General features: G+C 70.0%; 15 protein-coding genes and 2 pseudogenes. 9 read left to right on the top strand and 8 right to left on the bottom strand.

Annotated features, from left to right (window positions below; translation table 11 throughout):
- Nucleotides 1–91: 91 nt before the first annotated feature.
- On the top strand, nucleotides 92–919 hold the full coding sequence (locus AC27IY_RS11660; RefSeq protein ID WP_487177938.1) for an oxidoreductase: 828 nt from the start codon (nucleotides 92–94) through the stop codon (nucleotides 917–919).
- Nucleotides 920–1,046: 127 nt separating this feature from the next.
- On the opposite strand, the gene AC27IY_RS11655 is transcribed toward AC27IY_RS11660, so the two are convergent.
- Nucleotides 1,047–2,132, bottom strand: coding sequence for a DUF4158 domain-containing protein (locus AC27IY_RS11655; protein ID WP_487177937.1), 1,086 nt, complete (start codon nucleotides 2,130–2,132; stop codon nucleotides 1,047–1,049).
- 195 nt (nucleotides 2,133–2,327) lie between these two features.
- Entirely contained in the window at nucleotides 2,328–2,846 is a 519-nt protein-coding gene (locus tag AC27IY_RS11650) for a hypothetical protein (RefSeq protein WP_487177936.1), read from the bottom strand.
- Between the two features lie 862 nt (nucleotides 2,847–3,708).
- On the opposite strand from AC27IY_RS11650, the pseudogene AC27IY_RS11645 reads away from it, so the two are divergent.
- A pseudogene (locus AC27IY_RS11645) lies at nucleotides 3,709–3,834 on the top strand (hypothetical protein); the annotation flags it as partial.
- 146 nt (nucleotides 3,835–3,980) lie between these two features.
- Here AC27IY_RS11645 and AC27IY_RS11640 read toward each other — a convergent pair.
- Nucleotides 3,981–4,898: a TetR/AcrR family transcriptional regulator C-terminal domain-containing protein gene (locus tag AC27IY_RS11640; RefSeq protein WP_449958555.1), complete on the bottom strand. Its 918-nt coding sequence runs from the start codon at nucleotides 4,896–4,898 to the stop codon at nucleotides 3,981–3,983.
- Nucleotides 4,899–4,994: 96 nt separating this feature from the next.
- Here AC27IY_RS11640 and AC27IY_RS11635 point away from each other — a divergent pair, with 96 nt between their 5' ends.
- From AC27IY_RS11635 to AC27IY_RS11620, 4 genes are all read left to right on the top strand, one after another.
- Nucleotides 4,995–5,615 (top strand): GNAT family N-acetyltransferase, encoded by a 621-nt coding sequence (locus AC27IY_RS11635; RefSeq protein ID WP_487177935.1) that lies wholly within the window; start codon nucleotides 4,995–4,997, stop codon nucleotides 5,613–5,615.
- Nucleotides 5,612–6,472 (top strand): alpha/beta hydrolase, encoded by an 861-nt coding sequence (locus tag AC27IY_RS11630; RefSeq protein ID WP_449958548.1) that lies wholly within the window; start codon nucleotides 5,612–5,614, stop codon nucleotides 6,470–6,472. Before AC27IY_RS11635 ends, AC27IY_RS11630 begins: the two co-directional genes overlap by 4 nt.
- Before the next feature lie 426 nt (nucleotides 6,473–6,898).
- Nucleotides 6,899–7,300: a hypothetical protein gene (locus AC27IY_RS11625; RefSeq protein WP_487177934.1), complete on the top strand. Its 402-nt coding sequence runs from the start codon at nucleotides 6,899–6,901 to the stop codon at nucleotides 7,298–7,300.
- 413 nt (nucleotides 7,301–7,713) lie between these two features.
- Nucleotides 7,714–7,929, top strand: a complete 216-nt coding sequence (locus tag AC27IY_RS11620; RefSeq protein WP_449958542.1) for a hypothetical protein — start codon at nucleotides 7,714–7,716, stop codon at nucleotides 7,927–7,929.
- 265 nt (nucleotides 7,930–8,194) lie between these two features.
- On the opposite strand, the gene AC27IY_RS11615 is transcribed toward AC27IY_RS11620, so the two are convergent.
- From AC27IY_RS11615 to AC27IY_RS11600, 4 genes are all read right to left on the bottom strand, one after another.
- Entirely contained in the window at nucleotides 8,195–9,307 is a 1,113-nt protein-coding gene (locus AC27IY_RS11615; RefSeq protein WP_487177933.1) for an AlbA family DNA-binding domain-containing protein, read from the bottom strand.
- A gap of 110 nt (nucleotides 9,308–9,417) precedes the next feature.
- Entirely contained in the window at nucleotides 9,418–10,671 is a 1,254-nt protein-coding gene (locus tag AC27IY_RS11610; protein WP_487177932.1) for a hypothetical protein, read from the bottom strand.
- A 370-nt stretch (nucleotides 10,672–11,041) separates the two neighbouring features.
- Nucleotides 11,042–11,446: a pentapeptide repeat-containing protein gene (locus tag AC27IY_RS11605; protein WP_487177931.1), complete on the bottom strand. Its 405-nt coding sequence runs from the start codon at nucleotides 11,444–11,446 to the stop codon at nucleotides 11,042–11,044.
- Nucleotides 11,447–11,856: 410 nt separating this feature from the next.
- Nucleotides 11,857–12,450, bottom strand: coding sequence for a TetR/AcrR family transcriptional regulator (locus tag AC27IY_RS11600; RefSeq protein WP_423471184.1), 594 nt, complete (start codon nucleotides 12,448–12,450; stop codon nucleotides 11,857–11,859).
- 97 nt (nucleotides 12,451–12,547) lie between these two features.
- On the opposite strand from AC27IY_RS11600, the gene AC27IY_RS11595 reads away from it, so the two are divergent.
- Together AC27IY_RS11595 and AC27IY_RS11590 are read left to right on the top strand one after the other, a co-directional pair.
- Complete coding sequence (locus AC27IY_RS11595; RefSeq protein WP_423446783.1) at nucleotides 12,548–14,731, top strand: MMPL family transporter; 2,184 nt, start codon at nucleotides 12,548–12,550, stop codon at nucleotides 14,729–14,731.
- A gap of 450 nt (nucleotides 14,732–15,181) precedes the next feature.
- Nucleotides 15,182–15,487, top strand: coding sequence for a hypothetical protein (locus AC27IY_RS11590; RefSeq protein ID WP_487177930.1), 306 nt, complete (start codon nucleotides 15,182–15,184; stop codon nucleotides 15,485–15,487).
- Here AC27IY_RS11590 and AC27IY_RS11585 read toward each other — a convergent pair.
- Nucleotides 15,484–15,708, bottom strand: coding sequence for a hypothetical protein (locus tag AC27IY_RS11585; protein ID WP_487177929.1), 225 nt, complete (start codon nucleotides 15,706–15,708; stop codon nucleotides 15,484–15,486). The genes AC27IY_RS11590 and AC27IY_RS11585 overlap by 4 nt on opposite strands.
- A 139-nt stretch (nucleotides 15,709–15,847) precedes the next feature.
- Between AC27IY_RS11585 and AC27IY_RS11580 the strand changes: the two are divergent.
- Nucleotides 15,848–16,606, top strand: a pseudogene (locus AC27IY_RS11580) (IS256 family transposase); the annotation flags it as partial.
- Nucleotides 16,607–16,767: the final 161 nt, after the last annotated feature.

Raw genomic sequence — 16,767 nt, 5'->3', positions numbered from 1 at the left:
CGCCGTCCGCCTTTTGCCCCTGTGGCGAGCGCACTCCGAGGAAGATCGCGTGGTGTCTCGCCCTGCGAGATCCGAGAGAGGGACATCTGCTGTGAACACCTGGTTCATCACCGGTTGCTCAACCGGCTTCGGCCGTGAACTGGCCCGCGCCGTGCTGGCCCGCGGCGAGCGCGCGGTGGTCACCGCACGTGACGCCATGCAGCTCAAGGACCTCGTCGAAGGCGCGGGCGACCGGGCCCTGGCGCTGCCCCTCGACGTCACCCGGCCCGAGCAGGTCCGTGCCGCCGTCCAGGCCGCCGAGGACCGCTTCGGCGACATCGACGTGCTGGTCAACAACGCCGGCGTCGGCTACTTCGCCGCCGTGGAGGAGAGCACAGACGACGAGATCCGCCGCATGTTCGAGATCAACGTCTTCGGGCTGTCCGACCTCACCCGCGCGGTCTTGCCCGGCATGCGCAAGCAGCGCAGCGGTACCATCGTCAACTTCTCCTCCATTGGAGGGCTGCGCTCCTTCCCCGCGGTGGGCTACTACAACGCCACCAAGTTCGCCGTCGAAGGGCTGTCGGAGGCGCTTTGGCAGGAAGTGGAACCGCTGGGAATCAAGGTTCTGCTCGTCGAGCCGGGCCCCTTCCGCACCGACTGGGCAGGCCGCTCAGCCAACGAGACCCTGCCCGGCCACGAGATCAGCGACTACACCGCCACCGCCGGCGCCGTACGGGCCGGCTTCCGCGCCAGCACCGGCAGCGAGCCCGGCGACCCGGCTCGCGCGGCCACGGCCATCATCACCGCGGTCAACGCCGATGAGCCGCCGCACCGGCTCCTGCTCGGTAGCCCGGCCTACGACATGGCCCTGGAGAAGCTCGACCAGCTGCGCACGGAGTTCACCGCCTGGGAGAAGCTCTCCCGCAGCGCGCACTGACGCGCAGCCCTGATCTGCGGTAACGCAGGCGCGTGTACCCAGTGCCAGCACTCCTACTGACACCCCGTCTCGGTCGCGATGCCGTTGGTGATCTCCGGCGACGCGCCGACGAGCGTGATGCCGGCCGTCATGCATCTCGTCGTCGGTGCCGCCTGGCGCGCCAGCCCCGCCCACCGCCTACGTGCGCCACCGACGTCTCAACAGCGCCGACCGGCTTCGGCCTCCGCTGCGGGGGAGAGGTTGCTGGCCTCCTGGGCGCCGTCGTGGAAGGGACGCAACCCCCCCGGCCACCTCGGCACGAGAGAAGGCGTAGCGGCCCAGGAAGTTGATGTGGTACCGACGAGGTCTCCAGATGCCGCACGGTGGCCAGCAGCGTGGCCGCCTGCCGATCGCCTTCCAGGTCCCGCAACGTCGGCGCCTTGGAGGCCAGCCCATACCGGGCCAGCGCCGACAGCTTCACCGCCGGCACCGGCTCCACCCGCACCGCCCCGGCGCCCAGCCCGCCGATCTCGGCCACCCGATGCAACTCCGCCACCATCACCCGGCCCGCAGCACGCGTCGGCGCGGTGCGCAGCCGCTCCAGCTCCGACACCCGCCGATCGGCAGGCACCCGCAGCAGATCGGCCAGCCGCGCCCGCAGCTCCGGGCCGGCGTGCTCGGCCAGCGTGCGATACAACCGGGCGTGCTCGGCCTGACGCACCTCGCTGATCAGCCGGGTCAGCGTGGTGATCCCGGCGGGCAGCAGGATGCCCTCGCGCAGCATGTGCACCACGGCGCGGTCGAACAACGCCCGCGGCCCCTCGATCGTCGGCCACACCCGCGCTGCCAGGTAGTCGCGCACCTCCTGCTCGCGTTTGGAGAACTCTGACAGCTCCAGCAGGTCCCGGATCTCCCACGCATGCTCATAAGCGGTCTTCGGCCGGGTCAGGTACTCCGGCGCGCACGCCGGGTCGATGTCGAGCTGCTCGGCGACGAACGCCAGTACCTCCCCGGGCACGTCCAGGGGGTCTTCGGTAAGGAAGGTGCCGAGCATCCGCACGGTGCCCCACTGCACCGCCCATCCCAGCTTCGTCGCCGGGCGACGCTTACCCGCCAGCGCCTCCAGCGCCTTGGCGTCCAGCCGGAAGAACTGCTCGAGCTCGGCCACCGACACCTCAGGCCGGAACCGGCGATAGCGGTCTACTTGCTCACCCGAGAGGAAATCCACAGGCATGAGTAGGCACGCTAGGGCGCTCGACCAGGGCAAGCAGCCGCCGTCACCGAATCGTCTTCAAGATCGTCTCTCTAGCGCCAAAATCCGGTCCGATCCTCCCCGGAGGCCACAATGTGGATCATGTAGACCCGGATTGGGATCCGGGACGCGGCCCTCAGAGAGACTTAGAACGAAATTCGGGCCCGTGCCGGCCGGTCAGAGGACCGGGTAGTGCCGCCAGGTGCCGGGCGTGGACAGGTGCAGCCTGGTCGCGCATCCGGGGATGGCCGTGGAGACCACCTCAGGGAAGCCGACGTCCTCGGGGCACAGGACCACGAGTAGCGGCAGGATGGGGACCTGCTGGCCCGCCTGGGTCGCCTTCAGCTCGGCGGTCAGCGTGCCGATGTCGTCCTGGATCTTGGATACGGCGTCGTTGGCCTTGCTGCGGCACTTCCACTGCGAGTAGATCGGCGGGCGGTTCGGGTCCACCACCGGGTTCCTGCGGTTGTAGACGATGTCGAACTTCCTGGAGCCTTCCACGTTGGGCCGCTCGGTCTCGTAGTCGACGTTGGCCCGGCCGCCGTGGGTGAGCTGCCACTGCAGGAACTGCATGCGCGCCCACTTCTCCCAGTCCTCGTCCCCTCTCTGCGTCCGCGCCATGTCGATGGCGCGGGCGTCGTGCGTCATCCACGCGACGAGGTCGTTGGCCAGTTCGTTCATGGTGATCGTCTGCACGCTGATCCCCTCCTTGGTCTGTCTCCGTTCTTGACTGACAGAGGGACCCGGCCGGGATGTCGTACTTGTCCTGGAGGTGAGAACCATGTCACTCAGGAAGGGGATGGTGTCCATCGGTTCGCCAGGTCGAGTCACTTGCCGCCCACACCCAGCGCTGACGCCACCGCCAGCGAGGTGGTTTCGATGACGTTCCGCAGCCTGCACAGCCACCAGCCCCACCATCACGAACCACACCAAACACTCATTGAGGCCCGGGGCTCGGGTCGCTGTCACTAGGGGCAAGGTAGGGGCGTTGCCGCAGGCCAGAGCGGGTGACGGGGACGGCTCCCGGGTCCGGGATTCGGTCTGGGCATTCGGGGATGATTCCGGCGTTCGCCACCGCGATAACGACAGCAAGGACGTTTTCGCAGGTCGCGTTGCTCGCCAATAGCTTTATTTCAAACCGTCCGGGAGCTTCCGGTTACTCACGGCTACTTTGCGTCTGGTGGCACAGACCCGAGCGCCGGGCCCAGGTAGTCGCGGGCTGCGCCGCCCAGTTCGTACGGCTTAACGAGGAGCTGGAGGGCGTTCTCGGCGTTCCATGTGGCGACCTCGTGCAGGTCGGTCGGGTTCTGGGGTCCCAGTAGCAATGAGGCAATTTCAACGAAGTAGCACCTGACCTGCGGTAATGGTGAGGTTGACCTTCTGTGGCGGGCCAATGATCACTGCCGCTACGTTCGTTCCGGTTTTATCCGGTACGGCATGTGGAGTGGTGCATTGTCAGAGAAGATGTTCTCCGAGGAGCAGTTGGCCCAGCTGCGCTCGTTCCCGGAGATCAGCGCGGATGAGTTGATCCAGGTATTTCACGCCGACGGCGGCTGACGTGGCCTTTGTGAGTCCCAGCGGGCGGGGCCCTGTTGACCGGCTGGGCATGCTGGTCCAGCTCTGCACGCTGCCCTGGCTTGGGTTCGTACCCGACGATGTGGGCGCGGCACCGTCGGCGGCCGTGGCCCGGCTCGCGGAGCGGCTTAGCATGGCGCCAGCGCCACGCGACTTGTCGGCGACCACCTCCCGCCCTCACGACCTATGCGAAGACGACGCGAGGCGCGGCCATCAGTCGCACAAGCCGCGAAGCGACCGGTCGCCGAGGATGGGCTACATCTTCTTCAGCATGGCGGCGAACCCGTCCAGGTGGCGGGCCAGGCCGTACTCGAACAGTGCGTCCACGTCCGACACCGTCTCCGTGGCGATGGCGGCCAGCAGCGGAAACCGCCCGGTGCCGAGGAGCGCGCCGGTCCGCTCTTGCTGGGTCCGCCACCACCGGTCGAGCGTTACGCCGGTCTCCTGCTCGGTCTCGGCCTCCTGCGCCATGGACAGCGAGGCGGAGACGACCAGCGCGTGCAGGGTGAGCGCTTCGCGGATCCGGATCGCCATGTCCAGCCCGAGCCCGTCGAGCGCGCGCAGCGTCCACTCCGTGTGCTCCATCACTCTGGGCGCCAGCAGCGGGCGGGTGAACGAGACCGCCCTGGGCAGCCAAAGATGCCTGCGGCACAGCTCCCATTGCCGGCGGGCGATCAGTTCGAGCTTGGCCCGCCAGCCGTCCGGTCCCGGTTCTGGTAGCTCCACCTCGCCGAACACCTCGTCGGCCATCTGCATGACCAGTTCGTCCTTGCCGGCGACATGCCGGTACAGCGACATCGGGCCGACGCCCATCTCGGCCGCGATCCGGCGCATGGAGACGGCGTCGAGCCCCTCTCTGTCGGCGATCGCGATGGCGGTGCGCAGGGTCTTTCCGCGGTTCAGTGCCGGTTTGGGCGTGTCGGCCTGCCGCTGCCGCGCGGCCGGTTGCCCCCGGCCGGCGGTGACCACCGCACCGGCGCCGACCTTCGTCTCCACCAGCCCTTCGTCGCGGAGGGCCGCCATCACCTTCGTGGCGGTGGCGACCGCCACGCCCCAGCGCTGGGCGATCTGGCGGATGGAGGGCATGCGTTCGCCGGGGCGCAGTTCGCCGGTCAGGATGCGGGCACGGATTTCGGCGGTGATCTGCTGGTAGGGCGGGGTTGAGGACGGCATGACAGTAAAGTGTACTAGTTCACATTCGGGCTCCGTCTAGTACACTTCCTTCATTTATCACGGGTTTTGCGGGGACAGCCCGGATACGCTGTACACATGACACATGATACGTCGTACGCAACCGTACGGCGGGCTGACGGCGAGGAACGGCAGGCGGTGCTGGACGTCCTGACCGAGGCGTTCATGAACCACTCCCTGATCCGCTGGCTCTTTCCCGAGGTCGGCGATCGGGGCCGCCTCCAGAGGCACTTCTATCGCCCTTTGCTCGCCCATCCCGCCGCCGAGGCGTACTTGGCCGGCGGCCGTGCGGGCGCCGCGGTGTGGCTGACGCTGATGGCCGGCGATCAGGCGCTCAGCGAGGACTCGTTCGAGCCGAAGGCCTTCGGTGACAGCGGAGCGCGGCTGCGGGCCCTGGGAGAGGCGCTGGACCCGCGGCACCCCCGTGAGCCGCACGTCTACCTGCCGTGCATGGGCGTGATCGGCGGACAGCGTGGCGCCGGGCTCGGCTCGGCGTTGTTGCGGCACCGCCTGGAGCGGGCGGACGCCGACGGGCTCCCCACGTACCTGGAGGCCAGTTCGACCCGGAGCCGTGCCCTCTACCTGCGACACGGTTTCGCGGATCTCGGCGAGCCGGTGCGCGTGGCCGACGCCCCGACCCTGTGGCCGATGTGGCGTCATGCGGCACAAGAAACAGCACAAGAAGGAGAAAACCGATGACTCGCGAAGCCCGGCCGACCCTGGTGTTCATCCACGGCACCCACTCCTCGTCGTACCTGGCGAGCGGCCTGCTCACCGAGCTGACCCTGCGCGGGCACCACGCCGTGGCCGTGGACCTGCCCGGACACGGCGGCGAGGCGTTCTATCCCCGCGCCTACCAGGCTCCGCAGGATCTTCAGGCGCTGGCCACCGAGCCGTCCCCGCTCGCCAAGCTCACCATCGACGACTACGTCGAACGCGTCGTCGAGGCGGTGCGCCGCGCCCACCGCCGAGGCCCCGTGATCCTGGCCGGCGCCAGCCAGGGCGGCATCGTGTTGAGCAGGGTCGGCAACGCGATCCCCGACCTGCTGGAGCGGGTGGTGTACGTCGCCGCGTACTGCTGCGTGACCCTGCCCAGCCTGAACGCCTACCTGGCCACCCCCGAGAACGCCGGCAGTCTGCTCCCCCAGGTGACCTCCGCCGTCGTCGGCGATCCGGCGGTCCTGGGGGTGGCCCGGGTCAACTGGCGCACGGCCGACCCGGAGCTGATCAAGGGCATCAAGGAGTGCCTGGCCGGCGACTTCACCGACGAGGCCGTGATGCACCTGCTCAACACCTTCCAGCCGGACGAACCTGTCGGCATCCCGATGGCCGACGCGCGGGGCGAAAAGCACGCCTGGGGGCGGATCCGCCGCACCTACATCCGCTTCACCAAGGACCGGCTGATCCCTCTGGCCCTGCAGGACCGCTTCATCGCCGAGGCCGACCGCCTCACCCCGGACAACCCGACCGACGTACGCAGCGTGGACGCACCTCACGTCGGCCCGTTCGACCGGCCCGAACTGGTGGACATCTTCGCCGGCCTCCTGACGCGCTGACCCACCCCGAGACGTCCCGGCCCAGAAGCGGGTCGCCCTGGGTGACGCGTCCGAGCTTCCTTCACCACCTGGGCCCAGCGCCAGGACCTGCTGGCGACCAACCCCGCCCGCCGCCTGACCCGGCGCATCACCGCACGCCGCGTCTTCACGCTCCTGGCCACCCGGGAGCCCGGTCGTACGGCCAGGTGCATCGTCTGGGTGGGGTCGCGCCAGGAGTTGTGCTCGCTGTAGCGGGCGATGCGCAGGCCGGGATTGCCGGGGTGGGGTTCGCCCAGGCCGGCGAACCGCCACACCGCGGTCTGTCCGGTGGTTTCGTAGGTGAGGCGGATCTCCGCGCCGGGCTCCAGCTCCTCCCATCGGGTCGGGTCGTCGGCCTCCTCGCCAGGCCTGCCACTCGGCGCTGTACCTGGTGGCGGGGGCGCTGCCGTGTTTGCGGGCGTAGAACGCCTTCCACGTTCGCTTGACCTCGATGTCGGCCAGGGCGTACAGGCGGGAGTCGGCGGCGCGTGCGACGGCCCGGGCCTGCTCCTCGACGCGCAGAGCGGCGCGAGTTTGCCGGTCGGCCTCGTCGTGGGCCTGCTCGGCCCGCCGGCGGCGCTCGGCGGTGCCGTTGAACCCGCCGTGCCTGGCGTCGTCGCGCTGCGCCTGGTCGAGGCCGGCTTCGGCGTGTTCCAGAGCCTCCTGGGGAACGAGCATCGCGCGGGCGATCTTCAAAGAGGTGTCCACGATCGGGTTGCCGGTCGCGACGAGCTGGTCATCGGCCAGGTTCATGGGCTGGCCGCGGGTCCATGCGGGCATTGCGCGGTCCTCCTGTCACATGGGGGCTGAGGTTGGGGGCTTTTCGTCGTGGAGATGCTGCCTGCCGCCGATGGCCGGCCAGTGGCGAGCTGACCGGGGGGGTGGCCGCCCGAGCTGGTGGATCACGCTCACGGCGGGCGGCGCGGGTCACGTCGTCGGAGCGTCGCCGAGCCTGGGCGGCGGTTTGAGCCGCGCCACCCGCCGCCCGCGTACGCCGCGGCGTACGCGAGCGCGGCATAGTGGGCGTGCAGGCACGCGAGCCGTGCCGGATCCGGCCCGCCCGGTCGATGCGTGCGGGCGATCGGCCCATCCTGGCGTCCTTCACCGCGCGGTCGCGGCCGCGACTAGCGGGCGCATCCTCCGGTGAAGGCGCAGCTGTCCTTGTTGGTCGCCGTCCCGCCGTCGGTCTCCACCGCACGTCCAGGTGGAGCCGCCGCAGCGAAGTGAGGACGTACGACCTGGACGTGCGGTGGACGACGGCTATGCTGCGGCGACGAGGACAGCCGCATCTGACGCCCGGACCGCGTGGCCCCGGGCGGTCGGTGACCTCGATCGCCAAGCTGCTCGGGGTGAGCGTGGGCACCCTCTACAACCACATCCCCGATCTGCAGCGCGCCGGTGACACCAGCGAGCCTCCCGCCGCGGTGACGGAGTCATGATCGCCGGTTGGGCCGTGAGCTTGCTGAGCTACCAGGAGGCCCAGTTGGTGATAATGGACCGGAGCGGCTCTTCTCAGTGGTGGGGATTGATGGTGCCGTTGATGTCGAGCGGGGACACTTCGGCCAGGCCGAAGGCGTGACATGCCTCGTTGGCAACCATCGCGGCCGCCGAGATCAGGCTCGGTCCATCGGTGGCGAGATCGTCGAGCGGGGCGAAGACGTCACCGACGGCACGGCAGGTCGGCGACAGACCCGCGTAGTCGCCCTAGCTCGTGTCAGATGTTAGCTGGATCTCGCGAAGAGAATCACGACGGGGGAGGTCAATACCGGAGCCGTCGATCTGGTCGGTATCTGCCAGCAGGCTCAGTCTGATCGCGGTGACGCCGCTGGCTGCGGTGCGATCGCGTGCGTGGCGGCCGAGGTATCGCAGTGCCGACAGCAGGTAGAAGACGAGGTCCTGAACGAGGACCTGGATCGTTTCACCGGTCTGATCCTCGCCATCCAGCGCGATGAGGAACGACCCTGCTCCGTCGGTGTGCAGTTCGCTGTACACGGCGATGACGGGATCTCCGGAGACCGCGATGAGTCTGCCTGGGGCAACGCCCACCTTCTGGAAGGTCCAGCAGCCCGGTTGAGCACGAGCCTTCCGACGGTCTCCGGAACGATCGTCACCACCAGGATGGGTCGCGTCGGCTTTGTCCGGTAAAAGCCGTAATCCGGAATCCGCACCCCGAACCTGTCGGCTTCCTGCGGCGGGGTCTGGGAGGGCTGAGCCGTCCCGTTCTGCGTAGGCCGCGACGCATTCGGCTTCCACCTCCCTCAGTCGGTCATGCATCGACCGTCCGGCGGTGAAGCGAGCATGGTAACGGGTGGCCACCTCGGGTTCGAGCATCCAGCGAGTGGCGGCCCCGTTGCGGATGGGGAAACGCAGCCAGCCATCGCGGTGGTGGGTCTTGTCCCGAGTGTCCAGGAGCGCGTGTGGGGCCAAGCCGCTGCGTTCCACCAACACCAGCAGGACGCCGTGACCCGGGTCGTCGGGGTCCTCGACGGCGAGGATGTCGACCTGCAAGGGGTGCGGGGACACGTTCAACAGCACGTCGCGTAGCCGGCGCTGCTCACTGTCACCCACGTCGACCTTGGTCACTTCCTCAGGGACAGCGCGCTGCCCATCTTCCTTCACTCCGATGACCAGGATTCCGCCGCGGTCGTTGGCCATGGCGACGACGCCCTTGCAGAACTCGACCTTCTGCTCTTCGTTCCGGGCGTGAACCCGTTCCTTGTAGTCCAGGTCGGCCGCTTCGGCTGCCTCCTCACGCCCGATCAGCGCTAGCGAACCCGACCACGTAGGCGCGGACCTGAGACCGCACGAGGCAGCCAACCGGATCGAGCAGGACCAATCACTGACATGAGATCCGCCGAGCCACTGACCTTTTCACCGCGGACCGGCGTGCTCCATGCACTCGTCTCGAAACCTCGCGAGAGGCCGGTCTATGGCAGCTCGCGTGCCAGCTTCTCCGCCCCGCTCGGCCGGGTGACCTCCGTGAGGGTGGTGCTGGTCTCGGCACGGAACCAGACATGCTTCTCCTTGGCCTGCATGCGCAGGATGCGCGGATCGTCGACGGTGCACAGCTTGCGTGTCGACGTGCCGGGGGCGATGCGCTCGGCGGTGATCTGACACGTGCCGACCTTGTCCTTGATCTGCTCCGGCACGAACGACCCCGACCCGTACAGGGTGACGGTGATCTTCTCGCTGATGGTGAGGTGGTCGTGCTCGTTGCGCAGGCGCACACCCACGGCGACGGGGCCGCACACGCCCGGGGCGCACGGGGTCACCTTCGACCACTTCTCTTCGAGACGGACGTTGGCGTTGACGGCGACCGTGCGCGGGACGCTGCGCAGGCGTGCGGCCAGGTCGGCGTAGGCGTCCTTGGCCTCCTCGGCGGTTCCCGCGCGTACGGTCAGCCGAGCCGTGGCGTTCCTGGACGGATCGGAGGCGGTCAGCAGATCGATGCCGGAGTAGCCGATCAGCCGGTGCGGCGCGTCGGGGCTGAACCAGTACGCGCCATTGCGGACCGCGCCCGCCGCGGACGGGTGCATCCTGACCAGGTCCAGGCGCGGCGCGCCGGCGGGCACGCCCTCGGGCGGCGGGTAGGCGACCGGGGGGCGGGTCGGCTGGTCCTGGTCGGACGGCACCACCGGCATCGGGGGAGCGGCGGTGCCGGTGGTGGCCGGCGTGGCGATCCCGGCCAGGTCCTCCGCCACCCGCTGGGGAATCAGCCGGGGCAGGTCGAGCCCGTACAGGAGGTGGTCCTGCTCGGCCACCCACCTGCCGGCCACCAGGTGTTCGGGCGCCGGGACGGGCGGCAACGCGCGCCAGTAGTCGGCGCCCGCCTTGACGAACTGGGTCTTGCCGTCCAGGACCAGGACGTCCGCAGTGGCGCCGTCGATCGTGACGGTGCCGAAGACGTCGCCGTTGCCCAGAGCACGCAGGTCGGCGGTGAACCGCGTGTCCGCCGGGAACGGGTCGCCGGACGTCGGACCCTTGATCGGCGCCTCCCAGGAGCCCGTCCAGTGCAGCAGAGGCGTGGCGCGTACCGAGGCTGCCAGGTCGCTCGCCTTCAGCGCCGGCGGACCGGCGGCGGGGGATGCCTGGGGCTGCTGGGAGGAGGAACAGCCCGCTGCCAGCGCCACCCCTGCCAGCACCAGGCAGAGCACGCGCGCGCCGAGTCGTATGTGGTGCATCAGGGATCAGAGTAGCGGGAGCCGTCCATCTGCGGGGTGCCGTGCTGAGCGCAGCGCGGCAATGGACGAGACGGACGTCGTCATCAGTGGGCTCATCGCGATGAAGCCTCCCGCATCGGGGACCAGCTGCCACGCATCTGGCTATAGCGGCGCGTGCGTGGGCAAACCATCCCGAGCGTCCCCGTCCAAGATCGCCGGAGACGTAAAGGTCTGGTGTGGTGTACGACCCGGCAGCGTGAAGCGACAGCAGACCACGCGGACCCACGTCGGCCCACAGCCCGACGCCATCGACGAGCCGCTCCGGCGGCCCCCGATGACCGTGCGCCCGATCCGGGCCATGCTGGGCCTGCCACCGCTCGAAGGCGAGCACTCAGGTGGGGATCGGCCTGATCGAAGAGGTGATGGACCCCGCGCCGAACGCCTTGACCCACCGCGAGCACAAGGTGCTGGTCGCATCGCCCGTCCGGGGACCCGGACCGCCAGCGTCGGCAGCCGCCGCCAGGTGCAGCGTCTGCCACCCGTCCGCCTCGTCCACTGCCTGCCGGCAGGATGGCCACACTCGCTTCGCTCGTTTCTCGGCCAGCGCCACCCGCGCGCCGTCCAACTCTGCACGTTCCAGCCCTGTAGCTCCCGCGAACGTGGCGCAGCGGGTGAAGGTCGCCTGGTCGAATCCGACGTCGCCGGTGAACGTCGCCCCGCGGAATCTGGCGTCGCTGAGGCGGCGCCGGTGAGGTCGCAGTAGCGAGGGTTGGGGTCGGCGCGGCGGGGCTGCCACCAGCGGCGTGCGGACGGATCCTGACAGGGCAGGTGGTCGGTCAGGATGCGCTGAGCGGTCAGGCGGACCTGCCGTTCCTCGTGCGGGTTGCGGCCAGGAGCCGCGTCCGAGCGGGCGGCACGGGTGCGGGCGGCTCGCTGGGCGGCGCGGATCTTTCGTGTCGCTCCTGCTCGGCAGGCGGGGTGAACGGCATGCGCAGGGCACGCACTTGACGTCCACAACGTCATCACCCCCCCCGACCGCACGGTCACGCCGTTCCTCAGGCTGGCGGGCACCCCGGTATGGAGCTCACGGGGCTGGCGTGCTCGCCGGAGGGCGGGCGGCTCTCCTTCTCGGTCCGGCGCGGCCGCATCGAGGGCCACACCTTCGAGGTGGCGGGCCCCTTCCGGAGCCGGCCGCGAAGCATTCGCTCACTCCAGATAGCGGACAAGGGCGAGCTTCAGCTCCGCCACCAGTTCCGCCCCGCGCTCCGGCGGCGCGGTGGTGACCAGCGGCATCACCGCCTTCACCATGGCCACCGCCATCGTCCCCATGAGCTCGGCGCGCTCCTGCGGCAGGCCGGGGGAGCGGCGGCGGAGCAGGGCCGCGACCTGCCGAGCGATGTCGGCGTGCAGCCGCTGCGAGGCCGAGGCCAGCTGATCGCCCGTCGCCGACCCGTACAGGAGCGACCAGTACGCCGGTGACGCGGTCTTGAACGTGACGCTCTCGTCCACGACCTGCTCCACCAGCACCTCCAGCGGCACCTCCGGAGTGACGGCGGCCAGCCGGGCGGCCCAGAACTCCTGCCGGTCGCTGGTGTAGCGGGCCACCAGCCCGTCGAGGATCTCCTCCTTGTTGCGGAAGAACTGGTAGAGCGACCCGGGCGACATCCCCGCCCGCGTGGCGACGTGGTTGGTCGTCATGTCCGGGTATCCGACCTCGGCGATCACCGACTCGGCGGCGTCGAGGATCTCCGCCATGCGCTTCAGGCCGCGCGCCTGGCGGCGAACCGTGCGTTCAGGCATGGGTCTCCTCGTTGACAAATGCGAGCATTTACTTGTATTTCTGATCCGAAGAGCAAACACGAGCATTTTACCGAGTTCTGATTCGGGGGCACCTTGCATGACGCTGAACACCCGGCTGCGGCCGGTCCACGCGAAGTCGGCCGGGCCGCCGCTGCGCAGGCTGGGCTTCCTCCTCGTCCGGCGCCGCCGGTCCGTGCTCGCCATGGCCCTGGTCGTCCTCGCCGTCGCGGCGGCACTGGCGGCCGGGGCGGTGCCGCGGTTGTCGCTGGCCAGGTTCGAGGCTCCGGGGTCGGAGTCCGACCGGGCGCAGGCCGAGCTGGTACGGCGGTTCGGGACGGGCAGCCCCGACATGATCTTCCTGGTGACCGCGAAGGCCGGCACCGTGGACGACCCCGCGGTCGAGGCCGAGGGCAGGGCGCTGACCACGCGGATCGGCGGGTGGGAGGGGGTCGCCGAGTCGGCCTCGTACTGGACCCGCGGCAGGCCCGCCACCATGCGCAGCGAGGACGGCAGGCACGCGCTGATCGTGGTGCGTATCCCCGGCGACGCCGACCACGTGCGCGGGCAGGTGCTGCCCGGGCTCGTGCCCGAGATCACGAAGGGCGCCGGCCTGCTCCAGGTGCGGGCCGGGGGAGGGGAGGAGGTGTTCAGGGAGACCGTGCCGCTGTCCAGACAGGACTTCGTGCGCGCCGAACTGGTCATCTTCCCGCTGGCGTTCGCGTTGCTCTGGCTCTACCAGCGGCGCGCCATGGCGGCCCTGGTGCCGATCCTGGCCGGGGTGTTCGCGATGGTGATCGGGCTGGCGCTGCTGCGCGTGCCCCTGGCCTTCACCGGGATCTCCACGTTCGCCCTGAACCTCACCCTCGCGATGGGGCTCGGGCTCGGCATCGACTACTGCCTGATCGTCATCCAGCGCTTCCGCGAGGAGACGCGGCGCGGCGCGGACCGGGCGAGCGCGGTGGCCAGGGCCGTGGAGCACGCGGGGCGGACGGTGCTGTTCAGCGGGCTCACGGTGGCCTCGTCCCTGGCCGTGCTGTTCGCGCTGCCGTTCGACTTCCTGAGATCCTTCGCGTACGCGGGCATGGCCGTCGTCGCCGGCGGCCTCTTCGCGGCGGTGATCGTGCTGCCCGCCGTGCTGGCCTCCATCGGGGCCACGGTGCTCCCCAGGCGGGTCGAGCCGGAGCGGGACGCGGGGTTCTGGCACGCGCTGGCCACCCGGGTGATGCGGCGGCCGCTGATCTTCGGCGGGCTGGCCACGGCGGTGCTGTTGCTGCTCGCCTCGCCGTTCCTCGGGCTGCGGTTCGGCGTGGCCGACGACCGCATCCTCCCCCTGGAGGCGTCGTCCCGGCAGACGCAGGAGGTCATCCGCCAGTCCTTCCCAGCGGAGGAGACCGACACCATCCAGATAATCCCCCGAAATCCGGAGTCAGGCGATATTTCGCAGTATGCGGTGGCGCTGTCCCGGCTCCCCGGCGTCGCCCAGGTCGACTCCGCCGCCGGCTCCTTCACGGACGGCGACCGGGTGGGCGACGGCGCCCCCGAGCGGTTCCGCCGCGGGTCGGTCCGGGACACCTGGCTGGCCGTCGTCCCCTCCGCCGAGGCGCTGGCCGCGGACCCCGTGCGTCTGGTGGAGTCCGTACGCGCCGTCGAGCCGCCCTTCGAGGTCCTCGTCGGCGGCTACCCGGCCGAACTGGCCGACTACCGCGCCTCCGTCGTGGACCGGCTCCCCCTGGTGCTGGCCCTCATGCTCGGCGTCACGTTCCTGGTCCTGTTCGGGATGACCAGAAGCCTGGTCATCCCGCTCAAGGCGTCCCTGCTGAACCTCCTCAGCATGGGCGTCATGTTCGGCGCGATCGTCTGGGTCTTCCAGGACGGCAACCTCTCCGGCCTCCTCGGCTTCACCCCGACGGGCACCCTCGACCCCAGCATTCCGATCCTGATGCTCTGCGTCGCCTACGGCCTGTCGATGGACTACGAGGTGTTCCTGCTCTCCCGCATCAAGGAGGAGTACGACAGGACGGGCGACACCGCGGAGGCCGTGGCCACCGGCCTGCAACGGGGCGCGCCCCTGATCACGGCCGCAGGAGGGATTCTGGCGCTCACGTTCGCCGCCTACGCCACGGCGCAGGTGATGTTCGTGCAGATGCTGGGCGTCGGCATGGCGGTGGCCGTGCTGGTCGACGCGACCGTGATCAGGGCGGTGCTGGTGCCGAGCCTGATGCGCCTGGCGGGTCCGCTCAACTGGTGGCCCAGAGGTCGCGTGCCCACATCTGCTGGATGAGCTCGATCCCGTTCTCCGTGCCCTTCTCCTCCGACTCCGGCTCGAACCCGGCCCCCCTGGTAGCTCCGCCGCTGCGCTCACCAGGGGTCGCGGGCCCACACCGCTTGTGGTCCTCGGCCCCTGCGTGCCGCAGGCACCCTGCTCGAGCCCCCGATGGGCACGATCGAGATGCCGCGGGCACTGCGCCTGGTCGTGGCGGAGGTTCATCCGGCCGGCACGCCGACGTGCGCCTCTGCACATCGCCGCGCGAGGTGTCAAACTGGCTCGCGCCGGGCTCCTACTCTCCACCGGCCTGGCGGTCGAGGACGAACGTGCCCTTCTTCGGCAATGTCTTCAGGTGACCGTTCTCCCGGAGCTCGCGCACCGCGCGACGAACGGAGCCGATGCTGACTCCGAGCTCGTCGGCGCGCCGGCAGGCTCCTGGCCTGGCTCGCCGCGCGGGACGACGGCGTGATCCTGCTGACCGAGACCAGCGCCGGGCCCGGAACCGCCTGGCTGCTGGAGCAGCTCCGGCGGGCGGGCTACGCGGTGGTCAACACCCCCGATGAGGGGGACCGCGGTGCGGCCCTGATCAGCCGCGTTCCCGCCACCGCGCACGAGCCCGACGTGTTCGGCGAGGTGAGCATCCCCGCCCGGGTGGCCGCGCGCGAGCAGGCGTTGACTGACCACGCCGCGGTCGAGCTGCTGCTCGACGTGGAAGCGGCCCGCCTGCCCTGCGACGGTCTGGCGGGCGCGCAAGCGCTCAGCCTGTTCTAGACCGTGGCGAGGGCGGAGCGCACCAGCGAGTCGTAGGTGTCGCTGGTGCGCTCCAGTTCCACCCCGAGCGACCGTGCCCACGCGTCGAGTTCGGCCTGCACCGCGGCGCCCGGCTCCTGCGCGCTCACGGTCCGTTCGATCTCCATGAAGGCGCCGGCGTGCTCGACCTCGTCCACGCAGATGTGCAGCCCGTCGAGCACGGCGGTGCGCCGAGTTTTCATGATGCGCACGGTTGGCCGGGTTGCGTCCACGGGAGTGGTGTACGAGTTTGACCTGGTCACGGGCGTGGCGTCGTGAAATGAAGACGGCCATCGCGTGATCCTTCGAGTAGCAAGATCAAGATCGGAGGAGAACCAGGCGATGGCCGTAGACAACAGTGTGACGCCCGGGCAGTGGCTGGCGCGGCATATCGAGACCGACGACCCGGATCTGTTGCGATCCATGGTGAAGACCATGGCCGAGACGTTGATGTCGGCCGAGGCCGATAGCCTGTGCGGAGCTACCTACGGCCGGCGCAGCGACGAGCGGACGAACTCCCGTAACGGCTACCGGCCGCGCGAGTGGGACACCCGGGCCGGCCCCATCGAGCTGGCCATCCCGAAGCTGCGCTCCGGCTCCTACTACCCGGACTGGCTGCTGGAGCGGCGCCGCCGGGCCGAGCAGGCGCTGATCAGCGTGGTCGCCACCAGCTACCTGCTCGGCGTCTCCACCCGCAGAGTCGACAAGCTGGTCGAACAGCTCGGCATCAAGCACATCTCCAAAAGCCAGGTCTCGCAGATGGCCAAGGTGCTGGACGAGCAGGTTGAAGCCTTCCGCACCCGGGCGTTGGACGCTGGTCCCTACACCTTCGTCTGGCTGGACGCGCTGACGCAGAAGGTCCGCGAGGGCGGCCGCACCATCAACGTGCACGCCCTGGTCGCCACCGGCGTCAACGCCAACGGCCAGCGCGAGGTCCTCGGCCTGGAGGTCACCTCGGCCGAAGACGGCGCCGGCTGGCTGGCCTTTCTGCGCGGCCTGGTCGCCCGCGGCCTGTCCGGGGTTCAGCTGGTCGTCTCCGACGCCCACCGCGGGCTGGTCGAGGCGATCGGCGCCGCTCTGCCGGGCGCGTCGCCTCGCCGAATCGCTGGCCGCGGCGGGCCGGATCGGCGAGAGCCGACAGACCTACCTTCGAGTGGCGGAGGTGTTCGAGGCGGTCGGCGACCCGGAGGCGGCCGCCCGCCTCCGGGGCCTGGCCTCCGGCTGAGCCGGCCGGGATCGGAGAAGCGGCAGGGGCCGCGGAG

The sequence above is a fragment of the Nonomuraea sp. B208 genome (assembly GCF_057536035.1).
The sequence above is the reverse complement of the archived record's forward strand: the minus strand, read 5'-3'. Positions and strand labels throughout refer to the sequence as shown.